The organism is Achromobacter xylosoxidans A8, from assembly GCF_000165835.1.
GTDB lineage: Bacteria > Pseudomonadota > Gammaproteobacteria > Burkholderiales > Burkholderiaceae_B > Achromobacter > Achromobacter xylosoxidans_B.
Genome location: NC_014640.1, coordinates 1 through 16,442, shown reverse-complemented (window position 1 = coordinate 16,442; position 16,442 = coordinate 1). Strand labels below are relative to the sequence as shown.

Sequence of the window (16,442 nt, the reverse complement as noted above, 5' to 3'; positions counted from 1 at the left end):
CGCGACAGCAGGCGTCGTATGGTTCATGAGCTGGCTCCCGCTGCTGCCCGTCAGTGCTTCAAGGCCAGGAAGTGATGCACCTCGGGCTTGTCCGGCCCCATATGGAAGCGCAGCGCCTCGGCTTGCAGATCGGCGTCGGCGTGCGACACCCGATGATGCTGACGCAAATGCTCGGCCCAGGATTCGACGAAGAACCACTCGACCACCCGCTGCGGATCGCCGGTATGCTCGACCACGCCCCAGGCATAGGCCCCGTCGCGCAAGCGCTCTTGCGACAGGCGCTTCATCGCGTCGAGAAAGGCGGGCCGGTCTTCCTGGCGGATGCGGTATTCGACCTGCACCAGCACCGGGCCGCGATCATTGGCGACCGGCTCGGCGAGCAGCGGCTCCGGCCAGTGATTCGACGCCTGCAGATCCGCTTCGCCGATCGGCAGGCGCACGCGATGGAACAGCAGCGCCACCACCACCAGGCCAGCGGCGCTGACCGCCAACGCATAGGGCACGCCGATTTCCCGCGCCACCAAACCCCAGCCCAGGCTGCCGGCGGCCATCGCGCCGTTGAAGACCATCAGATAGACGGCCAGCCCGCGGCCGCGCACCCAGTTGGGCAGGATGGCCTGGGCCACGCCGTTGAACGTGGTAAGCGCGGTAATCCAGCCCATGCCCAGCACCACCAGCAGCAGCACGGCCACCCATTGGGGCGGCGCAGACACCAGCCCCGCCATGACCGCCGCGCTGGCCACGGAAGCCAACAACACCAGCCCGTCCGTATTCAGGCGGGCGCTGAGCTTGGGCATGACCAGGGCGCCGATGATCGCGCCCGCGCCCACCGCACCCAGCAGCACGCCGTAGAAGCCGGCAGTACCTCCAAGCATCTGTCGCGCCACCAGGGGCAGCAGCGCCCAGACCGCGCTGGCGAACAGGAAAAAGACGGCGGCGCGCAGCAGTACGCGATGCAGCTCCTTGCTGGCCCGCGTATAGCGCAGGCCCGCGCGGAACGCGCCGAAAAAGTTCTCCGACAGCCCGCTGTCGACGGCTACCGGACGTTTCCACCACAGCAAGGCGGCGATGACGAACACGTAGCTCAGCACGTCCAGCCCATACGTGACCGCCGCGCCGAAGCTGGCCAGGATCAACCCGCCCGCCGCCGGACCGATGGCGCGCGCGATGTTGATGCCCAGCGAGTTCAGCGCGACAGCACCCTTGAGTTCCTCGCGGGGAACCAGTTCAGGCACGATGGATTGCCAGGTGGGCCCCATCAATGCCGCGCCGATACCGCCGACAAAGGTCAGCGCGATCAGGTAATCGACGGTCAGCGCGCCGAAGTGCGACAGCAGCAGCAACGTGCCGCTTACCGAGGCCAGCAGCAGCTGCACGAATATCAGGAAGCGGCGGCGATCCAGAATGTCGGAAAGCACGCCGGCCGGAATCGCCAGCAGGAAAATCGGCAAGGTCGCGGCCGTCTGGATCAGCGCCACCGCGGTCGGGCTGGCCGACAGGTCGGTCACCAGCCAGGAGCTGGCCACGTCCCGCATGAAGCTTCCTATATTGCCCAGCACCGTCGCGGCCCACAGGACGGCGAACACGGACTGGCGCAAGGGCGCGAAGGTGCCGCGCGTCGCGTTGCTCTTCTGGTCTGGCATGGGACTCTCCTGGATCGCGCCAGGCAGCATACGGACCCGCAAGTCCCGCCGCCCGCCGTGTTCAAAAGCAGAATGCCGGGCCGGCCAGAATCTGTCTGGTCGACCCGGCTTGCGGTTTACTTGGCGGGGTTGGGGCCGATGCGTTCGCCGTGCTGGACGCGCTCAGCCAGCTTGTGGACGTGGGTGACCGCGTAATCGATGCCCATGCCGTAAGCGCCCGAATGTTCCTTGACGATGGCGGTGACGGCGTCATAGGTTTCCTTGCGGGCCCAGTCGCGCTGCCATTCCAGCAGCACCTGCTGCCAGGTCACCGGCACCACGCCGGCCTGCACCATGCGGTCCATGGCGTACTTGTGCGCGTCCACCGAGGTGCCGCCCGAAGCATCAGCCACCATATAGATTTCGTACTCGCCCTCCAGCATGGCGCACAGCGCGAAAGTGGTGTTGCAAACCTCCGTCCACAAGCCGGCGACGATGACTTTCTTGCGGCCATTGGCGGCCAGCGCATCGCGCACGTTCTGGTCGTCCCAGGAGTTCATGGAGGTGCGCTCCAGGATCTTGTGCTCGGGGAACACGGCCAGCAATTCGGGATAGGTGTTGCCAGAGAAGCTGTCGGTTTCGACGGTGGTGATGGTGGTCGGGATATTGAAGGTGCGCGCGGCCTTGGCCAGGCCCACCACGTTGTTCTTCAAGGTCTGTCGGTCGATGGATTGGACGCCGAACGCCATCTGCGGCTGCTGATCGATGAAGATGATCTGGCTGTTCTGCGGGGTCAGGACTTCAAGGTACTTGTTGGCGGACATGGCAGGGCTCTCTTTCAGGAAAACGATCAAATGGGGCGGGGGGAAAGAATTCGGTGCTGCTGGCAAACCATCCTGGTTCGCGCCGGCTAGTCGGTGACGGAAGCGCTGCTGGAAGCAGGCCGTGCATCTCGTCAGCCGGTATATGCATAGTAGGGAGCGGCCGCGATCCTGAGAACCCGCGGCAAGGAATTCCATCCTTTCCATTTCTTGCATGATGACGATGGCGTGACAGGCTTTTGCTGCGCTGCGTTCACCACCATTCTTGTCCGTGCCATAGGCAGGAGCTATCATCGGCGCGGGCATTTCCCGAGAACACGAGATGAGCAAGCTGCCGGATTTAGAAGGTTGGGCGATCTTCGCCAAGGTCGCCGAGACGGGATCGTTCGCCAAGGCGGCGGCCGAGTTTTCCCTGTCTCAAGCCACGGTTTCCAAGAGCATCAGCCGTCTGGAAGCCAGGATGAAAACGACCCTGTTCCACCGCACCTCGCGCAGCATGACCCTGACCGAATCGGGCTACGCAGCGCTGGAACGCGCCGCCCGCATCCTCGAGGAAGGCGAGGCGGTCGAATCCGAGGTCACCGAAAAATCAAGCAGCCTGCGCGGCAAGATCAGGCTGTCGGCTCCCATGTCCTTCGGCGTCACCCATCTGGCGCCGATGCTGCCTCCGTTCATGCAAGCCAATCCCGATGTCGCCCTGGAAATCGAATTCAGCGACAAGCAGGCGGACCTGGTGTCGGAACGCTTCGACCTGGCGCTGCGGATCTCCAACCTGGTGGACTCGACGCTGCTGGCACGGCGATTGTGCTCCGTGCGCATTCTGTTGGTGGGTGCGCCCAGTTACTTTAAACGCGCAGGCCGTCCCAAACATCCCAAGGACCTGGCGCACCACACCGCGCTGCAATACATGTATGCGCGCAACGGCTCGAGTTGGCGTTTCCGCCATGAAAAGCATGGTGATTTCTCGCAGTCCTTGCCCGTGCACCTGAACGTGAACAACGCCGAAGCCCTGACGCCGGCGCTGCAAGCGGGCATGGGGCTGGCGCTGCAGCCGGAGTTCCTGGCATGGAAGGATCTGCAATCGGGCGCGTTGGAGACCGTGATGGACGACTGGCAGGTTGATCCCATCGCGCTGCATATCGTCACGCCGCCGGGGCGCCGCCGGCCGGCCCGGGTACAGGCTTTCATCGAGTATCTGGCCGAGCGGTTGACGGCGGAGCCTTGGGCCAATGATGTGCATGTGTAGCTGGCCCGCGGCTCCCGGCCTGCGCCAGGGTGGCGGCGCCAGTCGGAACCGGCGCGCGCCATCATTGAATGATTAGGCGAAACTTCGAACGAGTATCGCATCGACCTCGATGTCGAACGCGCTGAAACCGGACTGGATCAAGGTCCTGGCAGGCGGCGGTTCCCCAACATAGGTCGCGTAGATCGCGTCGAATTCCTGCGCATGGGCCAGGTCCCTCAAGAACACACCCACCTTGACTGCGTCGCGCAGGCTAGCCCCTGCCGCATTCGCGGCAGCCTCGAGATTGTCGAGCGCCATTCTTGCCTGGGCGGCAAAGGGCTTGTCTCCATGTCTGACGTTGTCGCGATCGCGCGGTGTCTGGCCCGAGAGAAACAGGAGTTGGCCAGCCTGCATGGCCACGCTGTAGGTGCCGGCCGGCGGCGGCGTCGATTCGCTGGAATACGCTTTTCTGATCATTTTTTCGGGGTGGCTTGGGTTAAGCGAGACGATGTTCTTCAAGGACGGTCGCGATGCGTTTGACGGCGTCGACCGCCGCCTCGTGGTTCTGCGAGAAATTGAGGCGGATGCTGTCGCCGGCGTGCGGGCTGAATTCAGTCCCCGGCGTGACCGTGACGTTAGCCCGCGACCGCAGCGTCCGGATGAAGGTCTGCAAAGTCATGTGTAGCTTGGGCAGCTGCGGAAACAGGTAGCTGCCCGCTTGCGGTGTGCGGACCGCCACACCCTCGATGCCGCGAAACAGCGACAGCAGGTCGTCGCGGATCTGCTGGTGCCTTCCGATGCGGTCGGCCAGCCATCCGGCGGGTTCGGAGAACCAGGTCTGCAACACAGCCTGGCAGTAACCCGGCGCGCGCAACGAGACGATGGCCTGGAGTTTCTCCATGCGCTGAATGATGCGGGCATTGCCAAATGCCACCCCCAATCGATAGCCGCTCAACGATTCCGTTTTTGACGGTCCCATGATGGTGACGACGTTGTCGTCCGCCTGCGGGACGCCTCGCAAATGGACATATGGCTGCCCCGCATACAGCAGACGGGAGTAGAGTTGGTCGACAATGACCGTTGCGCCGAACCTCTCGGCCAGCGCAGCGATCTGCCCGATTTCGTTGCGGGAATACACAGCCCCTGTGGGGTTGTTCGGGTTCGAGAAGAGAAAGACCTTGGCGCCCGCCTTGAATGCCGATTCCAATTGCTGCAAATCCAGGCCGGCATGCGCCGTGTTGTTCAGATAGTCGAGTTGCACAGGGATCATCTCCGCCCCCATGAATTCGACCAGCTTGCGATTGGCGAAGTAGTCGGGCTGCACGATCGCGACTTTTTCGCCGGCAGTCACGGTGCTTGCGACAGCGAGAAACAGTGCGCTCTGGGTACCGGGCGTGATGATGAGTTCTTCGGCACCCGAAACGGGATGGCCCGAAAACGCCGCCAGATCGAGCGCGAGCTTCTCGCGGATGGCCGACTGGCCACGGTATTCGGTATAGGCCTGGGAACCGCCGCGATGAACGCCTTGGACGAAAGCGTCAAGCGCCCCCGGCGTGGGTTCAAACGCACCGGCATTGACGTCGCCGTGCGAGAAATCCACGGCCACGCCCGGAAGGCTTGCGCCTTCATGCAGCAGACGTTCGCCGCCGTGGCTTTCCCGCACTTCCTGGCCCGGCGCGTTATCAATGCCCAGCTTCAGGAACTTTTCTTCAATCGCATTCATGGCGTTCTCGTCGTGTTAACAAAATGGGTGACTTGTGATGGTTCGGCGGCTCTATTCCGATCGATCTCGACCGTGTCATCGTTCTCCTGAAGCAATCGCGCCAGCAACGGCATGTCGATATTGCCGCCGGACAACACGATCAGCATGTCCTTGCCGCCTGACTGCAGCCGTCCGGCCAGTACCGCCGCCAACGCCACGGCTCCGCCCGGCTCAACCACCATGCCCAACTCCGTCAGCGAAAACCGGATGGCGTACGCAATTTCTGCGTCCGTCACGGCCAAGGCTTCATCAAGAAAATGCCGATTGATTTCGAACGGCAGTTGCGCGGGCGTTACCGCTTGCAAGGCATCCGCCAGCGTGGTCGCCGTGGGCGCGTTGACCTCCCGGGTTCCGCTGGCGAGCGAGCGCACGGTGTCGTCGAACCCGCAGGGTTCCACGGCCACCACGCGCAGGTTCGGCAGAAGGGCGTCCAGCACCAGTCCGCAGCCGGCCACCAGTCCGCCGCCGCCGCAAGGCGCGGCAAACGTACCCAGATTTGCCCTGGCCGCGGGCGCAAGCGCATCCAGCGCTTCCAGCGCCACGGTTCCTTGCGCCGCCAGCACGTCGGGGTGATCGCCAGGAGGGATCAGCGTGCCGCCTGACTCCAGCAACAACCGCATGCCGATGACTTCCCGGCTTTCGCGCCGCCGGTCGTAATGAACCACGCGTGCGCCGTGGGCCAGTGCTCGAGCGACCTTGTTGCGAGGTGCGTCGGCCGGCATGACGATCGTTGCCGGAATGCCGAGACAGCGTGCCGCCCAGGCCACGGCCTGGCCATGATTGCCGGTGGAATAGGCAACGACGCCCCGTTGCCGTTCAGACTCGCTCAAGCCCAACAGGGCGTTGAACGCGCCGCGCGCCTTGAAGGATCCCGTCACCTGGAGGTTCTCGGCCTTGATCCAGACTGGCGCGCCCACGATGCAATCGAGGGCTGCCGATCGCATGAGCGGCGTCGTGACCACATGAGGCCGGATGCGTTCGAGCGCTGCGCTGACATCGTCAAAAACGGGCACGCGCATCTTGCCGAGTGATTCGTGTGCGATGAACGCGCCAGGTCTGGTCTTCGGTCTGTTTCGTGTCATGGGGATTTTCGGATTCGATAGCTTCAATGGGAGACCAGCCCCGACAGAAAGTCCTGCGCGCGCGCGGAACGGGGCGATGCGAAGAACATGTCCGTCGGCGTGTTCTCCACGACTTTCCCGGCATCCATGAAGATGACGTTGTCCGCGGCGCGCCTGGCAAAGCCCATCTCATGCGTGACAACGGCCATCGTCATACCGTCCTGGGCAAGCTCCAGCATCACGGAAAGCACCTCGCCTATCATCTCTGGATCCAGCGCCGACGTGGGCTCATCGAAGAGCATGACGATGGGGTCCATTGCCAGCGCCCGCGCAATCGCGATGCGCTGCTGCTGGCCGCCGGAAAGCTGGGCCGGATACGCGTCGATCTTTCCAGGCAGCCCGACACGGCCCAACAATTCCCGGGCCTTGTGGTGCGCAGCCTCCCGCGTTCGCCCCAGCACCTTCATGGGGGCAAGACAGAGGTTGTCGAGCACGGTCAGGTGCGGATAGAGCTCGAAATGCTGAAACACCATGCCGACACGGCTGCGCAGATCGCTCAGATTGGAGGCAGCGGCGCCCACATCGACGCCGTCGACCCGCACGCTGCCGCGTTGGAACGACTCCAGACCGTTGAAGCACTTGATCAGCGTGCTTTTGCCGGAGCCCGAGGGTCCGCAGATCACGGCCACCTCGCCGCGGCGGATCGCCATGTCGCAACCATTGAGCACGGGGGTCGCGCCATAGGATTTGTGCAGTCCGGATACTTCGATCATGGGCGCTTCTTCTCGCTGTTCTGATGTCATACGGCGCTCCTGCGCTTGGCAGCCAGGTGTGCCGCCAGTGAAAGGGATGCGCAGAGCACGAAGTAGACGAGCGCTGCGAACAGGTACATCTCGATCAATCGGTTGTCCCGGTTGGCCACGATGCTGGTGGACGTCATGAAGTCTCGCAACGAGATGACGTAGACGAGCGAGGTGTCCTGGAACAGCACGATCGCTTGCGTGATGAGCACGGGCATCATGTTGCGCAGCGCCTGTGGCAGCACCACGAAGCGCAATGCCTGCGCACGGCTCAGGCCCGACGCCGCAGCAGCCTGCCATTGCCCCGAACGCACGCTCTGCAGGCCCGCGCGGATTATTTCCGAGTAGTAAGCTGCCTCGAACAGCGTGAAGGCAATCAACGCCGAGGGTAGCGCTCCCACGGGCTTGCCGACGATCAGCGGCACCAGGAAATAGAACCAGAAGATGACGAGGATCAATGGCACGGCGCGGAAGCCGTTCACATACACGGCAGCGGCTCCCGCGAGCAGCGCATGCCTGGAGAGGCGCGCAAGCGCCAGCAGCAGGCCAAGCACGAGGCCGCCGGCCATCGCCACCAGGGTCAGCAGCAGACTCAGCCCCAGCCCCTCCAGCAGGAACGGCCACGCCTTCACGATGACCGAGACGTCGAATACGCCATTCATATCCGTCCTCCTTGGGTGCCTGGGATCAGCAGCTTCTTTTCCAGGCTGCGCATGCCTGCGGTGACGCATAGGGCGATGGAGAGGTACACCAGGGTGGCGGCGGTAAATGCTTCAAAGCCGCTGAAGGTATAGCTCTCGATCTGGCGGCTCTGCGCCGTCATCTCGAATACGCCTATGGTCAGCGCCAAGGCGGAGTTCTTGAAGACCGTAAGAAACTCCGAGGTCATCGGCGGCAGGACCAGCCGCAGCGCCTGGGGCAGCAGGATGTAGCGATAGGCCTGCGCCAGCGTCATGCCGCTGGCGTAGGCCGCGAGCCGTTGTCCGCGCGACAATGCGGCGATGCCGGAGCGGACCTGTACCGCCACGCGCGCGGCGGTGAACAAGCCCAGGGCGGCAATCGCCGTCCAGATCTCCGGCATCGGCAGATCACGCTTCAGCCATCGACCGACCTCTCCCGGCAGCAGTTCCGGCACCACGAAGAACCAGATGAACAACTGAACCAGGAGCGGCACGTTCCTGAATACCGAAACGTAGACCGTCAACAACCACCGTATGCGGCCGGGCAGCGAGCCCAGCACGCCCAGCGCCAGGCCGATCACGACGGCGATGGCCCAGGCTGCGAGCGAGATCAGCACCGTCGCTTGCAGCCCGGAGATCAGCCAGCCCGCGTAAGGCTCCTCGAAAAGGACATTCCAATTCCATGCGTAGTTCATCATGAGCCCCGAGCGGATCGCGTCATTCCGGGAGTGCGGCCAATTTGAATGCCGCTGCCAGGTCCTTAGACAGCGGAACGCCCATGGGCGCGAACCACTTGTCGTAGGAAGCGTTGAGTTCCCCGGAGCGCACACTGCGCGCGATGGTGGCGTTCACCAGGCTGAGGAACACGGTGCTGTTCTTTTGCAGCATCAGGCCGTACGGATCGAATGACAGGGGCCGGCCGACCACTTCGAAGTCGACGGGCGTCGGCGCGCTCTTGCGCAATCCATAGAGCAGGATGTCGTCAGTGGAGAAAGCGTCGGCCCGGCCCGTCGAGAGCGCCAGAAAACCCTCGGAGTTGTCCCTCACAGGAACGATGCGGACCTGCAGATTCTTCGCTTCGATCAATGCCTTGATCAGCCGTTCGGGAGTGGTGTTGATCGGCAGCGCCACAGCCTTTCCGTTGAGGTCCTCAACCTCCTTGATGTCCGCGCCCTTGCGCACCAGCAGCCGGGTGGTCGAGATGAAGTGCGGGGCGCTGAAGTCAACCTGGGCCTGGCGGCCGAGGGAGTTGACCGTCGAGCCGCATTCGAGGTCGACGGTGCCGTTGGCGACCAACGCGATCCGGTTTTGCGGGTTCACCGCGATGTAGTCGACCTTCAGTGCCGGCATCTGCAATCGCTGCCGGACCGCGTCCACCACCTTCATGCACAGGTCCATGGCGTAACCCACAGGCTTCCTGGCGTCGTCCAGATAGGAAAAGGGAATCGACGATTCGCGATAACCCAGCGTGATGGTTCCCTTTGCCTTGATGCGCTCCAGGATGGGATCAGTACTCTGCGCCATCGCCGCCACGCTGCCTGCGAGCAGGACTGCGCCTAGGGCGCCGCGCAGGACGCGGGGCACGAAATGGATGGTGGTGGTCATGGGGTCACTCCTCTTGTCACACCAGCGTTGGGGCGGGTTGATCGGCGCCGGTCAGGGCGGCAACCAGTTCTGCGAGGCTGGAAACCGTCAGGTCGGGTTTCGCCTCGGCCGCGCCTTCGCCCGACAAGCCCAGCAGCCTGCCCGGGCGGTTGACCCAGGCGCAACGGACGCCCAGCCGGTTTGCCGGCGTGATGTCGGCCCGCAAGCTTTGGCCGACGTGCAGGATCCGTTCGCGCGGGATGCCCATGCGCATGAGATCGCCTATGCCCGTGTCGAAGTGCGGCCAATCGGGCTTGTAGGCGCCTACGCGTTGTGCCGTCACCACCAGATCGAAGCGGAAGTCCAGGTTGTCGCACGAGGTATTGAGCGAAGCCTGGTCGATGTTGCTGAACGCGCCCACCTTGGCGGACTGCTGCAGGCGCACCAATCCAGCATGGCTGTCGTCGAATGCCGGCCAGGTGTGCGGCGCGGCCGCGAACTGGCGGCGCAGGTCCGGGTCCACGGCCACCTTGAACTGGACGCAGATGCGCTCGAAGCACTTGGTCAGGACGTCGGGGTAGAGGTGCGCCGGGCGTTCCTTCTGGATCGCCGCGCGGGCGCCATCGAAAGCCATGATCAGGGTTTCGGCGTCGGCCTCGATGCGGTTCTCGCGCGCCCAGCGCGTCAGAAACTTGGCGATCGAAGGCTCCCAGTCAATCAACGTGCCATACACGTCGAAGGTCACGGCATCGAAATCGGAAAGGCGGAGCGTCATATGCAACCTTGATGAAAAGTGAGGGGTCCGTGAACTATAATCGATAATCGATAATCGGCAATACCTGATCAGTCCGTATAATCCCTAAGAGGAGGAAATCTATGGACTACAGTGAAGCGTCGCCGGTGGCGCAGGCCCTGGCGGATCGTTCGATCGCTGGCGCGGTGGTAGACGCCCTGCGCGGAGAAATCATCCACGGCCAGCTAAAGCCAGGAGAACGCCTGCGCCAGGATGCCGTGGCCTCGCGTTTCCGGGTCAGCCAAACCGTCGTGCGAGAGGCGTTCAAGGACCTCATCCGCGAGTGCTTCCTGGTCTCGGAGCCTCGTCGCGGCGTCAGCGTGGCGACCATGTCGGCCGACGAAGCCGAAGAAATGACGACGTTGCGCAGCGTGGTCGAGCCGCAAGCCTTGGCTTGGGCCATCCCCAAGCTGACAGAGGTTCAGTTCGAAGCAGCCGAGCGCGTGCTCAAGGAGCTGGACAACGAAACCAGCGTCGATCAAATCATCCTGCTGAATGCCCGCTTTCACCGGGGGCTATATGCCGCTGCTAACCGCCCAAGGACGCTGACGATGGTCGAGACATTGCGTCTGGGCTTCGAACGCTATTTGCGTTACACGTGGGAGTTCACGACCCACCGGGATCGCTCGCAACAGGAGCACTGGGAACTTCTGGCGATGTGCAAGCAGGGTGAAGTAAACAACGCCTGCAGCCTCCTGACGCAGCACATCCGTGCAACGGGAGACTTGCTCGTCGAATGCCTCGCGAAGCGGCCGATTGAACAAACGTCCAAGCTTTGAAGCACTTGGAGCCAGGGCTGGCGCGCATCCCTGACGGGCTAGGGCACCGGCGCAGCCTGGCAGTTCACGGATAGGCTGGGAGCCCAAAGCCCGGCGCGTTTGCGCCAAGAAAAAAGGGGGCTGCGATGCAGCCCCCCTTTTCACACAATCCGGAGTTCCCAGGAAGAATCCAGATTTTCGCGGGATCGCGCGCCGATCAGGCGTCGATATTCCCCGCCGACAGCGCATGCGTCTCGATGAAGTTGCGGCGCGGTTCGACGTCGTCGCCCATCAGCGTGGTGAAGACCTCGTCGGCCGCGATGGCGTCCTCGATCTGCACGCGCAGCAGGCGGCGCACCTTCGGGTCCATGGTGGTTTCCCACAGCTGTTCCGGGTTCATTTCGCCCAGACCCTTGTAGCGCTGCTTGGAGATGCTGCGGTCGGCTTCGCTGCGCAGCCATTGCATGGCTTCGCGGAAGTCGGACACGGTCTGTTCCTTGCGCTTTTCGCCTTCACCGCGGGCCGCCAGCGAACGCGCGCTGACCTTGCCGGAGAAGCTCTTGGCGGCCTTGGATAGCACGGCGTAGTCCGACCCGTTGACGAAGTCCGCGTCGATGATGCTGACGCGCACGTTGCCGTGGTGCATGCGTTGCACCGACAGGCGATGGCGTTCGGTGGCCTCGTCGAACTGCGGCACCACTTCGACGCCGTTGCCGCTGACCGGATCGCGCATGGCATCGGCCAGCCGGCGGGCGGAATCGGCGGTGGACTCGGCAGATTCCAGATTGATCTCCACGCCTTCGGCCATGGCCGACAGCGCGCCCACGTCGAACACGCGCGACAGGCGCGCGATGACGCCGTCGGCCGCCACGTACTGGCGCGCCAGGTCGCTCAACTCGTCACCACGGATGATGTTGCCGCCCGAGATGATCTCGGCATCCTTCAGCGCCAGTTGCAGCATGAACTGCGCTTCTTCCTGGTCGTCCTTCAGATACCGTTCTTCACGGCCGACCTTGACCTTGTACAGCGGCGGCTGCGCGATATACACGTAGCCGCGCTGCACCAGCTCGGGCATCTGGCGGTACAGCAGCGTCAGCAGCAGGGTGCGGATGTGCGCGCCGTCCACGTCCGCGTCGGTCATGATGATGAGGCGGTGGTAGCGCAGCTTGTCGACGTTGAAGTCGGGACCGATGCTGGTTCCCAGCGCGGTGATCAGCGTGGCGATCTGTTCGCTGGCGATCAGGCGGTCGAAGCGCGCCTTCTCCACGTTCAGCACCTTGCCGCGCAGCGGCAGGATGGCCTGGAACTTGCGGTCGCGGCCCTGCTTGGCCGAGCCGCCTGCGGAGTCACCCTCGACGATGTAGAGCTCGCACAGCGCCGGATCCTTTTCCTGGCAGTCGGCCAGCTTGCCGGGCAGGCCGGCGCCTTCCAGCACGCTCTTGCGGCGGGTCATCTCGCGCGCCTTGCGCGCGGCTTCGCGCGCGCGGGCGGCTTCGACGATCTTGGCGCACAGCGCCTTGGCGTCGATCGGGTTCTCGAGCAGCCAGGATTCCAGCGTGCGGGCCACGGCTTCTTCAACCGCCGGGCGCACTTCGCTGGAGACCAGCTTGTCCTTGGTCTGGCTGCTGAACTTGGGTTCGGGCACCTTCACCGACAGCACGCAGGCCAGGCCTTCGCGCATGTCGTCGCCGGAGGTTTCGACCTTGGCCTTCTTGGCCAGTTCGTTATCGGCGATGTACTTGTTGATGATGCGGGTCATCGCCGCGCGCAGGCCGGTCAGGTGCGAGCCGCCGTCGCGCTGCGGGATGTTGTTGGTGAAGCACAGCACGCTTTCGCTATAGCTGTCGTTCCACTGCATCGCCACTTCGACGCCGACCGGCACGCCGCCCGCCGAGGACTCGGTGGTGACCGAGAACACGTTCGGGTGCAGCACGGTCTTGCTGCGGTTGATGTATTCGACGAAGCCCTTCACGCCGCCGGAGAACGCGAAGTTCTCTTCCTTGCCCTGGCGCTGGTCGATCAGGCGGATCTTCACGCCATTGTTCAGGAACGACAGCTCGCGCAGGCGCTTGGAGAGGATCTCGTAGTGGTACTCGATGTTGTTGAAGATGATCGGGTCGGCCAGAAAGCGCACTTCGGTGCCGCGCTTGTCGGTCGTGCCGGTCACCGCCAGGGGCGCGACGCGCTCGCCTTGGCGGAATTCCATCTGGTGCACTTCGCCGTTGCGGCGGATGGTCAGCCGCAGCCATTCGGACAGCGCGTTCACGCAAGACACGCCCACGCCGTGCAGGCCGCCAGACACCTTGTAGGAGTTCTGGTCGAACTTGCCGCCGGCATGCAGTTCGGTCATGACGATTTCCGCCGCGCTGCGGTGGAATTCGTCGTCCTTGTGGATGTCGGTGGGAATGCCGCGGCCGTTGTCGGTGACCGAGATGGAGTTGTCGGTGTGGATCGTGACGACAATGTCGTCGCAATAGCCGGCCAGGGCTTCGTCGATGGCGTTGTCGACGACTTCGAACACCATGTGGTGCAAGCCGGTGCCGTCGGACGTGTCGCCGATGTACATGCCGGGGCGCTTGCGCACGGCCTCCAGCCCCTTGAGCATCTTGATCGAGTCAGCGCCGTAGCCGCTGTTCTCGGGAGTGGTGTTCTGCTGATCTGACATGTCTGTATCGATAACGCTTTAAAGAACGGCCTGGCGGCCGGACCGCGGACGCAGCACGAGGCTGCGCCGCGGCACAAACCCACAAGTGGCGCGGATCAGATCCGCATGGGCATGACGACGTACTTGAACTGGTCGTCTTCGGGCAAGGTGATGAGCGCCGACGCGTTGGCATCGGGCATGACCGACCACTGGATGTTGTCCACCTTGACGTTGGCCAGCACGTCGAGCAGGTAGCCGACGTTAAAGCCCACATCCAGCGCTTCATGGCCGTAGTCGATGTCGATTTCTTCCTGCGCCTCTTCCTGCTCGGCGTTGGAAGACGAGATCTTCATCTGGTTCTGCGCCAGTTGCAGGCGCACGCCCTTGAACTTGTCGGTGGTCAGGATGGCGGCGCGCTGCAGGCTGCCCTGGAGCGCTTCGCGGTTGACCAGGAAATGGCGCGTGTAGTTCGTCGGGATCACGCGGGTGAAATCGGGGAACTTGCCTTCGACCAGCTTGGACACCAGTTCCACGTCGCCGAAGCGGAAGCGGATCTGGCCCGGCGCCACGTCGATGGAAACCGGCTCGTCGGAGTCTTCCAGCAGGCGCTGCATTTCCAGCACGGTCTTGCGCGGCACGATCACTTCATGGCGTTCGCTGATGCCGTCGGCTTCCGTCGAGCAGTGCGCCAGGCGGTGGCCATCGGTGGCGACGGCGCGCACGCGGCCCGGTTCGAACACCAGCAGCATGCCGTTCAGGTAGTAGCGGATGTCCTGTTGCGCCATGGCGAAGTGCACCATGTTGAACAGGTGACGCAGCGTGCGCTGCGGCATGGTCAGCGACACGTCCCACTGCTCGGGCTGAGCCACGGTGGGGAATTCGCTGGCAGCCAGCGTCTGCAGCGCGAAACGGCTCTTGGCCGACTGTACCGACAGCTTGTTGCTGGCCAGCGCCAGGCGCACGTCGCCGGTGTCCGGCAGGGCCTTCAGGATGTCCAGCAGCTTGCGCGCGGCGACCGTGGTGGATTCGTTGTCTTGACCCACGCCGAAATCGGCATGGGTGGTGATCTGTACTTCCAGGTCGGTCGCAATGAAGGCAACCTTGTTGCCTTCCTTGCGCATCAGGATGTTCGCCAGAATGGGCAGGGTATGGCGTCTTTCGACGATGCCCGCCACAGTCGATAGCGGTTTCAGCAATGCATCGCGTGTGGTTTGTACGAGTTGCATGTTCATCCTTTTAGAGTTTGTTCCAACACGTGCAGGGTATGGTTGAGCTCCGCTTGCTTGGCGCGGGCGTCGGAAATCTTGCGTACGGCATGCAGCACGGTGGTGTGATCACGACCACCGAACAGATCGCCGATTTCCGGCAGGCTTTTCTGGGTCAGCTCCTTGGCCAGGTACATCGCGACCTGGCGCGGCAAAGCGATATTGGCGGGCCGGCGTTTCGAGTACATGTCGGCCACTTTGATCTTGTAGAAATCCGCCACCGTCTTCTGGATGTTCTCCACGGTGATCTGGCCGTTGGATACCGACAGCAAGTCCTTCAGGGCTTCCTTGCAGACATCCACCGTCAGCACGTCGCGGCCGTGGAAGCGGGCGTAGGCCAGGACCTTGCGCAGCGCGCCTTCCAGTTCGCGCACGTTGCTGCGCAGATGCTTGGCAATGAAGAACGCCACTTCCTCGGGCATGGGCACGCCTTCGGATTCCGCCTTGCGCAGCAGGATCGCCACGCGCATTTCCAGTTCCGGCGGCTCGATGGCCACCGTCAGGCCGGAATCGAAGCGCGAGATCAGGCGGCTGTCGATGCCCGACAGTTCCTTCGGATACGTGTCGCTGGTGATGATGATCTGCTTGCGCTGGGCCACCATCGCTTCGAACGCGTAGAAGAATTCTTCCTGCGTGCGGTTCTTGCCGGAGAAGAACTGGATATCGTCGATCAGCAGCAGGTCGAGCGAATGGTAGTAGCGCTTGAAATCGTCGAACGCCTTGCGCTGGTACGCCTTCACCACGTCAGACACGTACTGGTCGGCATGCACATAGCGCACGCGCACACCGGTGCCCGCCGCCACCATGGCATTGCCGATGGCGTGGATCAGGTGGGTCTTGCCCAAGCCCACGCCGCCGTACAGGAACAGTGGGTTGTAGGACGTGCCGGGGTTCTCGGCCACCTGCAGCGCGGCGGCGCGCGCCAGCTGGTTCGCCTTACCCGTCACGAAGTTCTCGAACGTCAGGTCGGTGTTCAGGCGCGAGCGCTCGTACACGATGTTGGCTGCGTCCGCGTTCACCGCTTGCGCAGCCGCCGTCGTCGCGGGCGCAGGAGCAGGCTGGGCGGGCGCTAGCGCGGGTCCGGGCGGCGGCGCGCCGCCTGCAGGGGAACCACCGGACGGGTACGTTTGCGCGGGTTGCGGAGCGCGCACGGGCGCGACCGGCATACGCGGCGCAGTGCCTTGGGAGGGCAACTCAAACAGTACCTGCACCGGACGCTCGAACCACTCCGCGGCCAACGCTTCGATCTGGTGGGAAAAGTTCTTTCGCACCCAATCCAGCTTGAAGCGGTTGGGCGCGGCAACGCGCAGCACCGCCTGCGTTTCGTCGTACGCAAGCGGGACCAGCGGTCGTATCCACGCGCTGATTTGTTGGGGGGGGAGTTCCTGCTCAAGACGACTGACGCAGGTCTGCCAGAATTCTTTCAT

The 16,442-nt window shown here is 63.5% G+C and carries 15 protein-coding genes; 2 read left to right on the top strand and 13 right to left on the bottom strand.

Annotation, left to right across the window (positions count from 1 at the left end; translation table 11 throughout):
• Positions 1–50: 50 nt before the first annotated feature.
• Complete coding sequence (locus AXYL_RS00080) at positions 51–1,643, bottom strand: MFS transporter (protein ID WP_013390779.1); 1,593 nt, start codon at positions 1,641–1,643, stop codon at positions 51–53.
• 116 nt (positions 1,644–1,759) lie between these two features.
• A complete protein-coding gene (locus AXYL_RS00075; RefSeq protein WP_013390778.1) occupies positions 1,760–2,446 on the bottom strand; it encodes a hydrolase in 687 nt (228 codons plus the stop codon).
• Positions 2,447–2,765: 319 nt separating this feature from the next.
• Between AXYL_RS00075 and AXYL_RS00070 the strand changes: the two genes are divergently transcribed.
• Complete coding sequence (locus AXYL_RS00070) at positions 2,766–3,689, top strand: LysR family transcriptional regulator (RefSeq protein ID WP_013390777.1); 924 nt, start codon at positions 2,766–2,768, stop codon at positions 3,687–3,689.
• Between the two features lie 72 nt (positions 3,690–3,761).
• On the opposite strand, the gene AXYL_RS00065 is transcribed toward AXYL_RS00070, so the two are convergent.
• Genes AXYL_RS00065 through AXYL_RS00030 form a run of 8 tightly spaced genes read right to left on the bottom strand, consistent with a single transcriptional unit; the run spans position 3,762 to position 10,330 of the window.
• On the bottom strand, positions 3,762–4,187 hold the full coding sequence (locus tag AXYL_RS00065) for a RidA family protein (RefSeq protein ID WP_237709964.1): 426 nt from the start codon (positions 4,185–4,187) through the stop codon (positions 3,762–3,764).
• On the bottom strand, positions 4,165–5,391 hold the full coding sequence (locus tag AXYL_RS00060) for a pyridoxal phosphate-dependent aminotransferase (RefSeq protein ID WP_013390775.1): 1,227 nt from the start codon (positions 5,389–5,391) through the stop codon (positions 4,165–4,167). The genes AXYL_RS00065 and AXYL_RS00060 overlap by 23 nt, the downstream gene beginning before the upstream one ends.
• Complete coding sequence (locus AXYL_RS00055) at positions 5,388–6,512, bottom strand: threonine/serine dehydratase (RefSeq protein WP_193353238.1); 1,125 nt, start codon at positions 6,510–6,512, stop codon at positions 5,388–5,390. Before AXYL_RS00055 ends, AXYL_RS00060 begins: the two co-directional genes overlap by 4 nt.
• 23 nt (positions 6,513–6,535) lie before the next feature.
• Positions 6,536–7,264: an amino acid ABC transporter ATP-binding protein gene (locus AXYL_RS00050; protein WP_148260571.1), complete on the bottom strand. Its 729-nt coding sequence runs from the start codon at positions 7,262–7,264 to the stop codon at positions 6,536–6,538.
• 26 nt (positions 7,265–7,290) lie between these two features.
• Positions 7,291–7,953: an amino acid ABC transporter permease gene (locus AXYL_RS00045; RefSeq protein ID WP_013390772.1), complete on the bottom strand. Its 663-nt coding sequence runs from the start codon at positions 7,951–7,953 to the stop codon at positions 7,291–7,293.
• Complete coding sequence (locus AXYL_RS00040) at positions 7,950–8,666, bottom strand: amino acid ABC transporter permease (RefSeq protein ID WP_041654646.1); 717 nt, start codon at positions 8,664–8,666, stop codon at positions 7,950–7,952. Before AXYL_RS00040 ends, AXYL_RS00045 begins: the two co-directional genes overlap by 4 nt.
• A gap of 22 nt (positions 8,667–8,688) precedes the next feature.
• Positions 8,689–9,576, bottom strand: a complete 888-nt coding sequence (locus AXYL_RS00035) for an amino acid ABC transporter substrate-binding protein (RefSeq protein WP_013390770.1) — start codon at positions 9,574–9,576, stop codon at positions 8,689–8,691.
• A gap of 16 nt (positions 9,577–9,592) precedes the next feature.
• Positions 9,593–10,330, bottom strand: a complete 738-nt coding sequence (locus AXYL_RS00030) for an HAD family hydrolase (protein ID WP_013390769.1) — start codon at positions 10,328–10,330, stop codon at positions 9,593–9,595.
• 101 nt (positions 10,331–10,431) lie between these two features.
• On the opposite strand from AXYL_RS00030, the gene AXYL_RS00025 reads away from it, so the two are divergent.
• Positions 10,432–11,127: a GntR family transcriptional regulator gene (locus AXYL_RS00025; RefSeq protein ID WP_013390768.1), complete on the top strand. Its 696-nt coding sequence runs from the start codon at positions 10,432–10,434 to the stop codon at positions 11,125–11,127.
• A 196-nt stretch (positions 11,128–11,323) separates the two neighbouring features.
• Here AXYL_RS00025 and gyrB read toward each other — a convergent pair whose 3' ends face one another.
• The 3 genes from gyrB to dnaA all read right to left on the bottom strand — a co-directional run bounded on the left by gyrB (position 11,324) and on the right by dnaA (position 16,442).
• Positions 11,324–13,771, bottom strand: a complete 2,448-nt coding sequence (gene gyrB, locus AXYL_RS00020; RefSeq protein ID WP_013390767.1) for a DNA topoisomerase (ATP-hydrolyzing) subunit B — start codon at positions 13,769–13,771, stop codon at positions 11,324–11,326.
• Between the two features lie 95 nt (positions 13,772–13,866).
• The gene (dnaN, locus tag AXYL_RS00015) at positions 13,867–14,976 is read right to left on the bottom strand and encodes a DNA polymerase III subunit beta (RefSeq protein ID WP_013390766.1); all 1,110 of its coding nucleotides are present in this window, start codon (positions 14,974–14,976) and stop codon (positions 13,867–13,869) included.
• A 2-nt stretch (positions 14,977–14,978) separates the two neighbouring features.
• Positions 14,979–16,442 carry a chromosomal replication initiator protein DnaA gene (dnaA, locus tag AXYL_RS00010; RefSeq protein ID WP_013390765.1) on the bottom strand — a complete coding sequence of 488 codons (1,464 nt, stop codon included), beginning with the start codon at positions 16,440–16,442 and terminating at the stop codon, positions 14,979–14,981.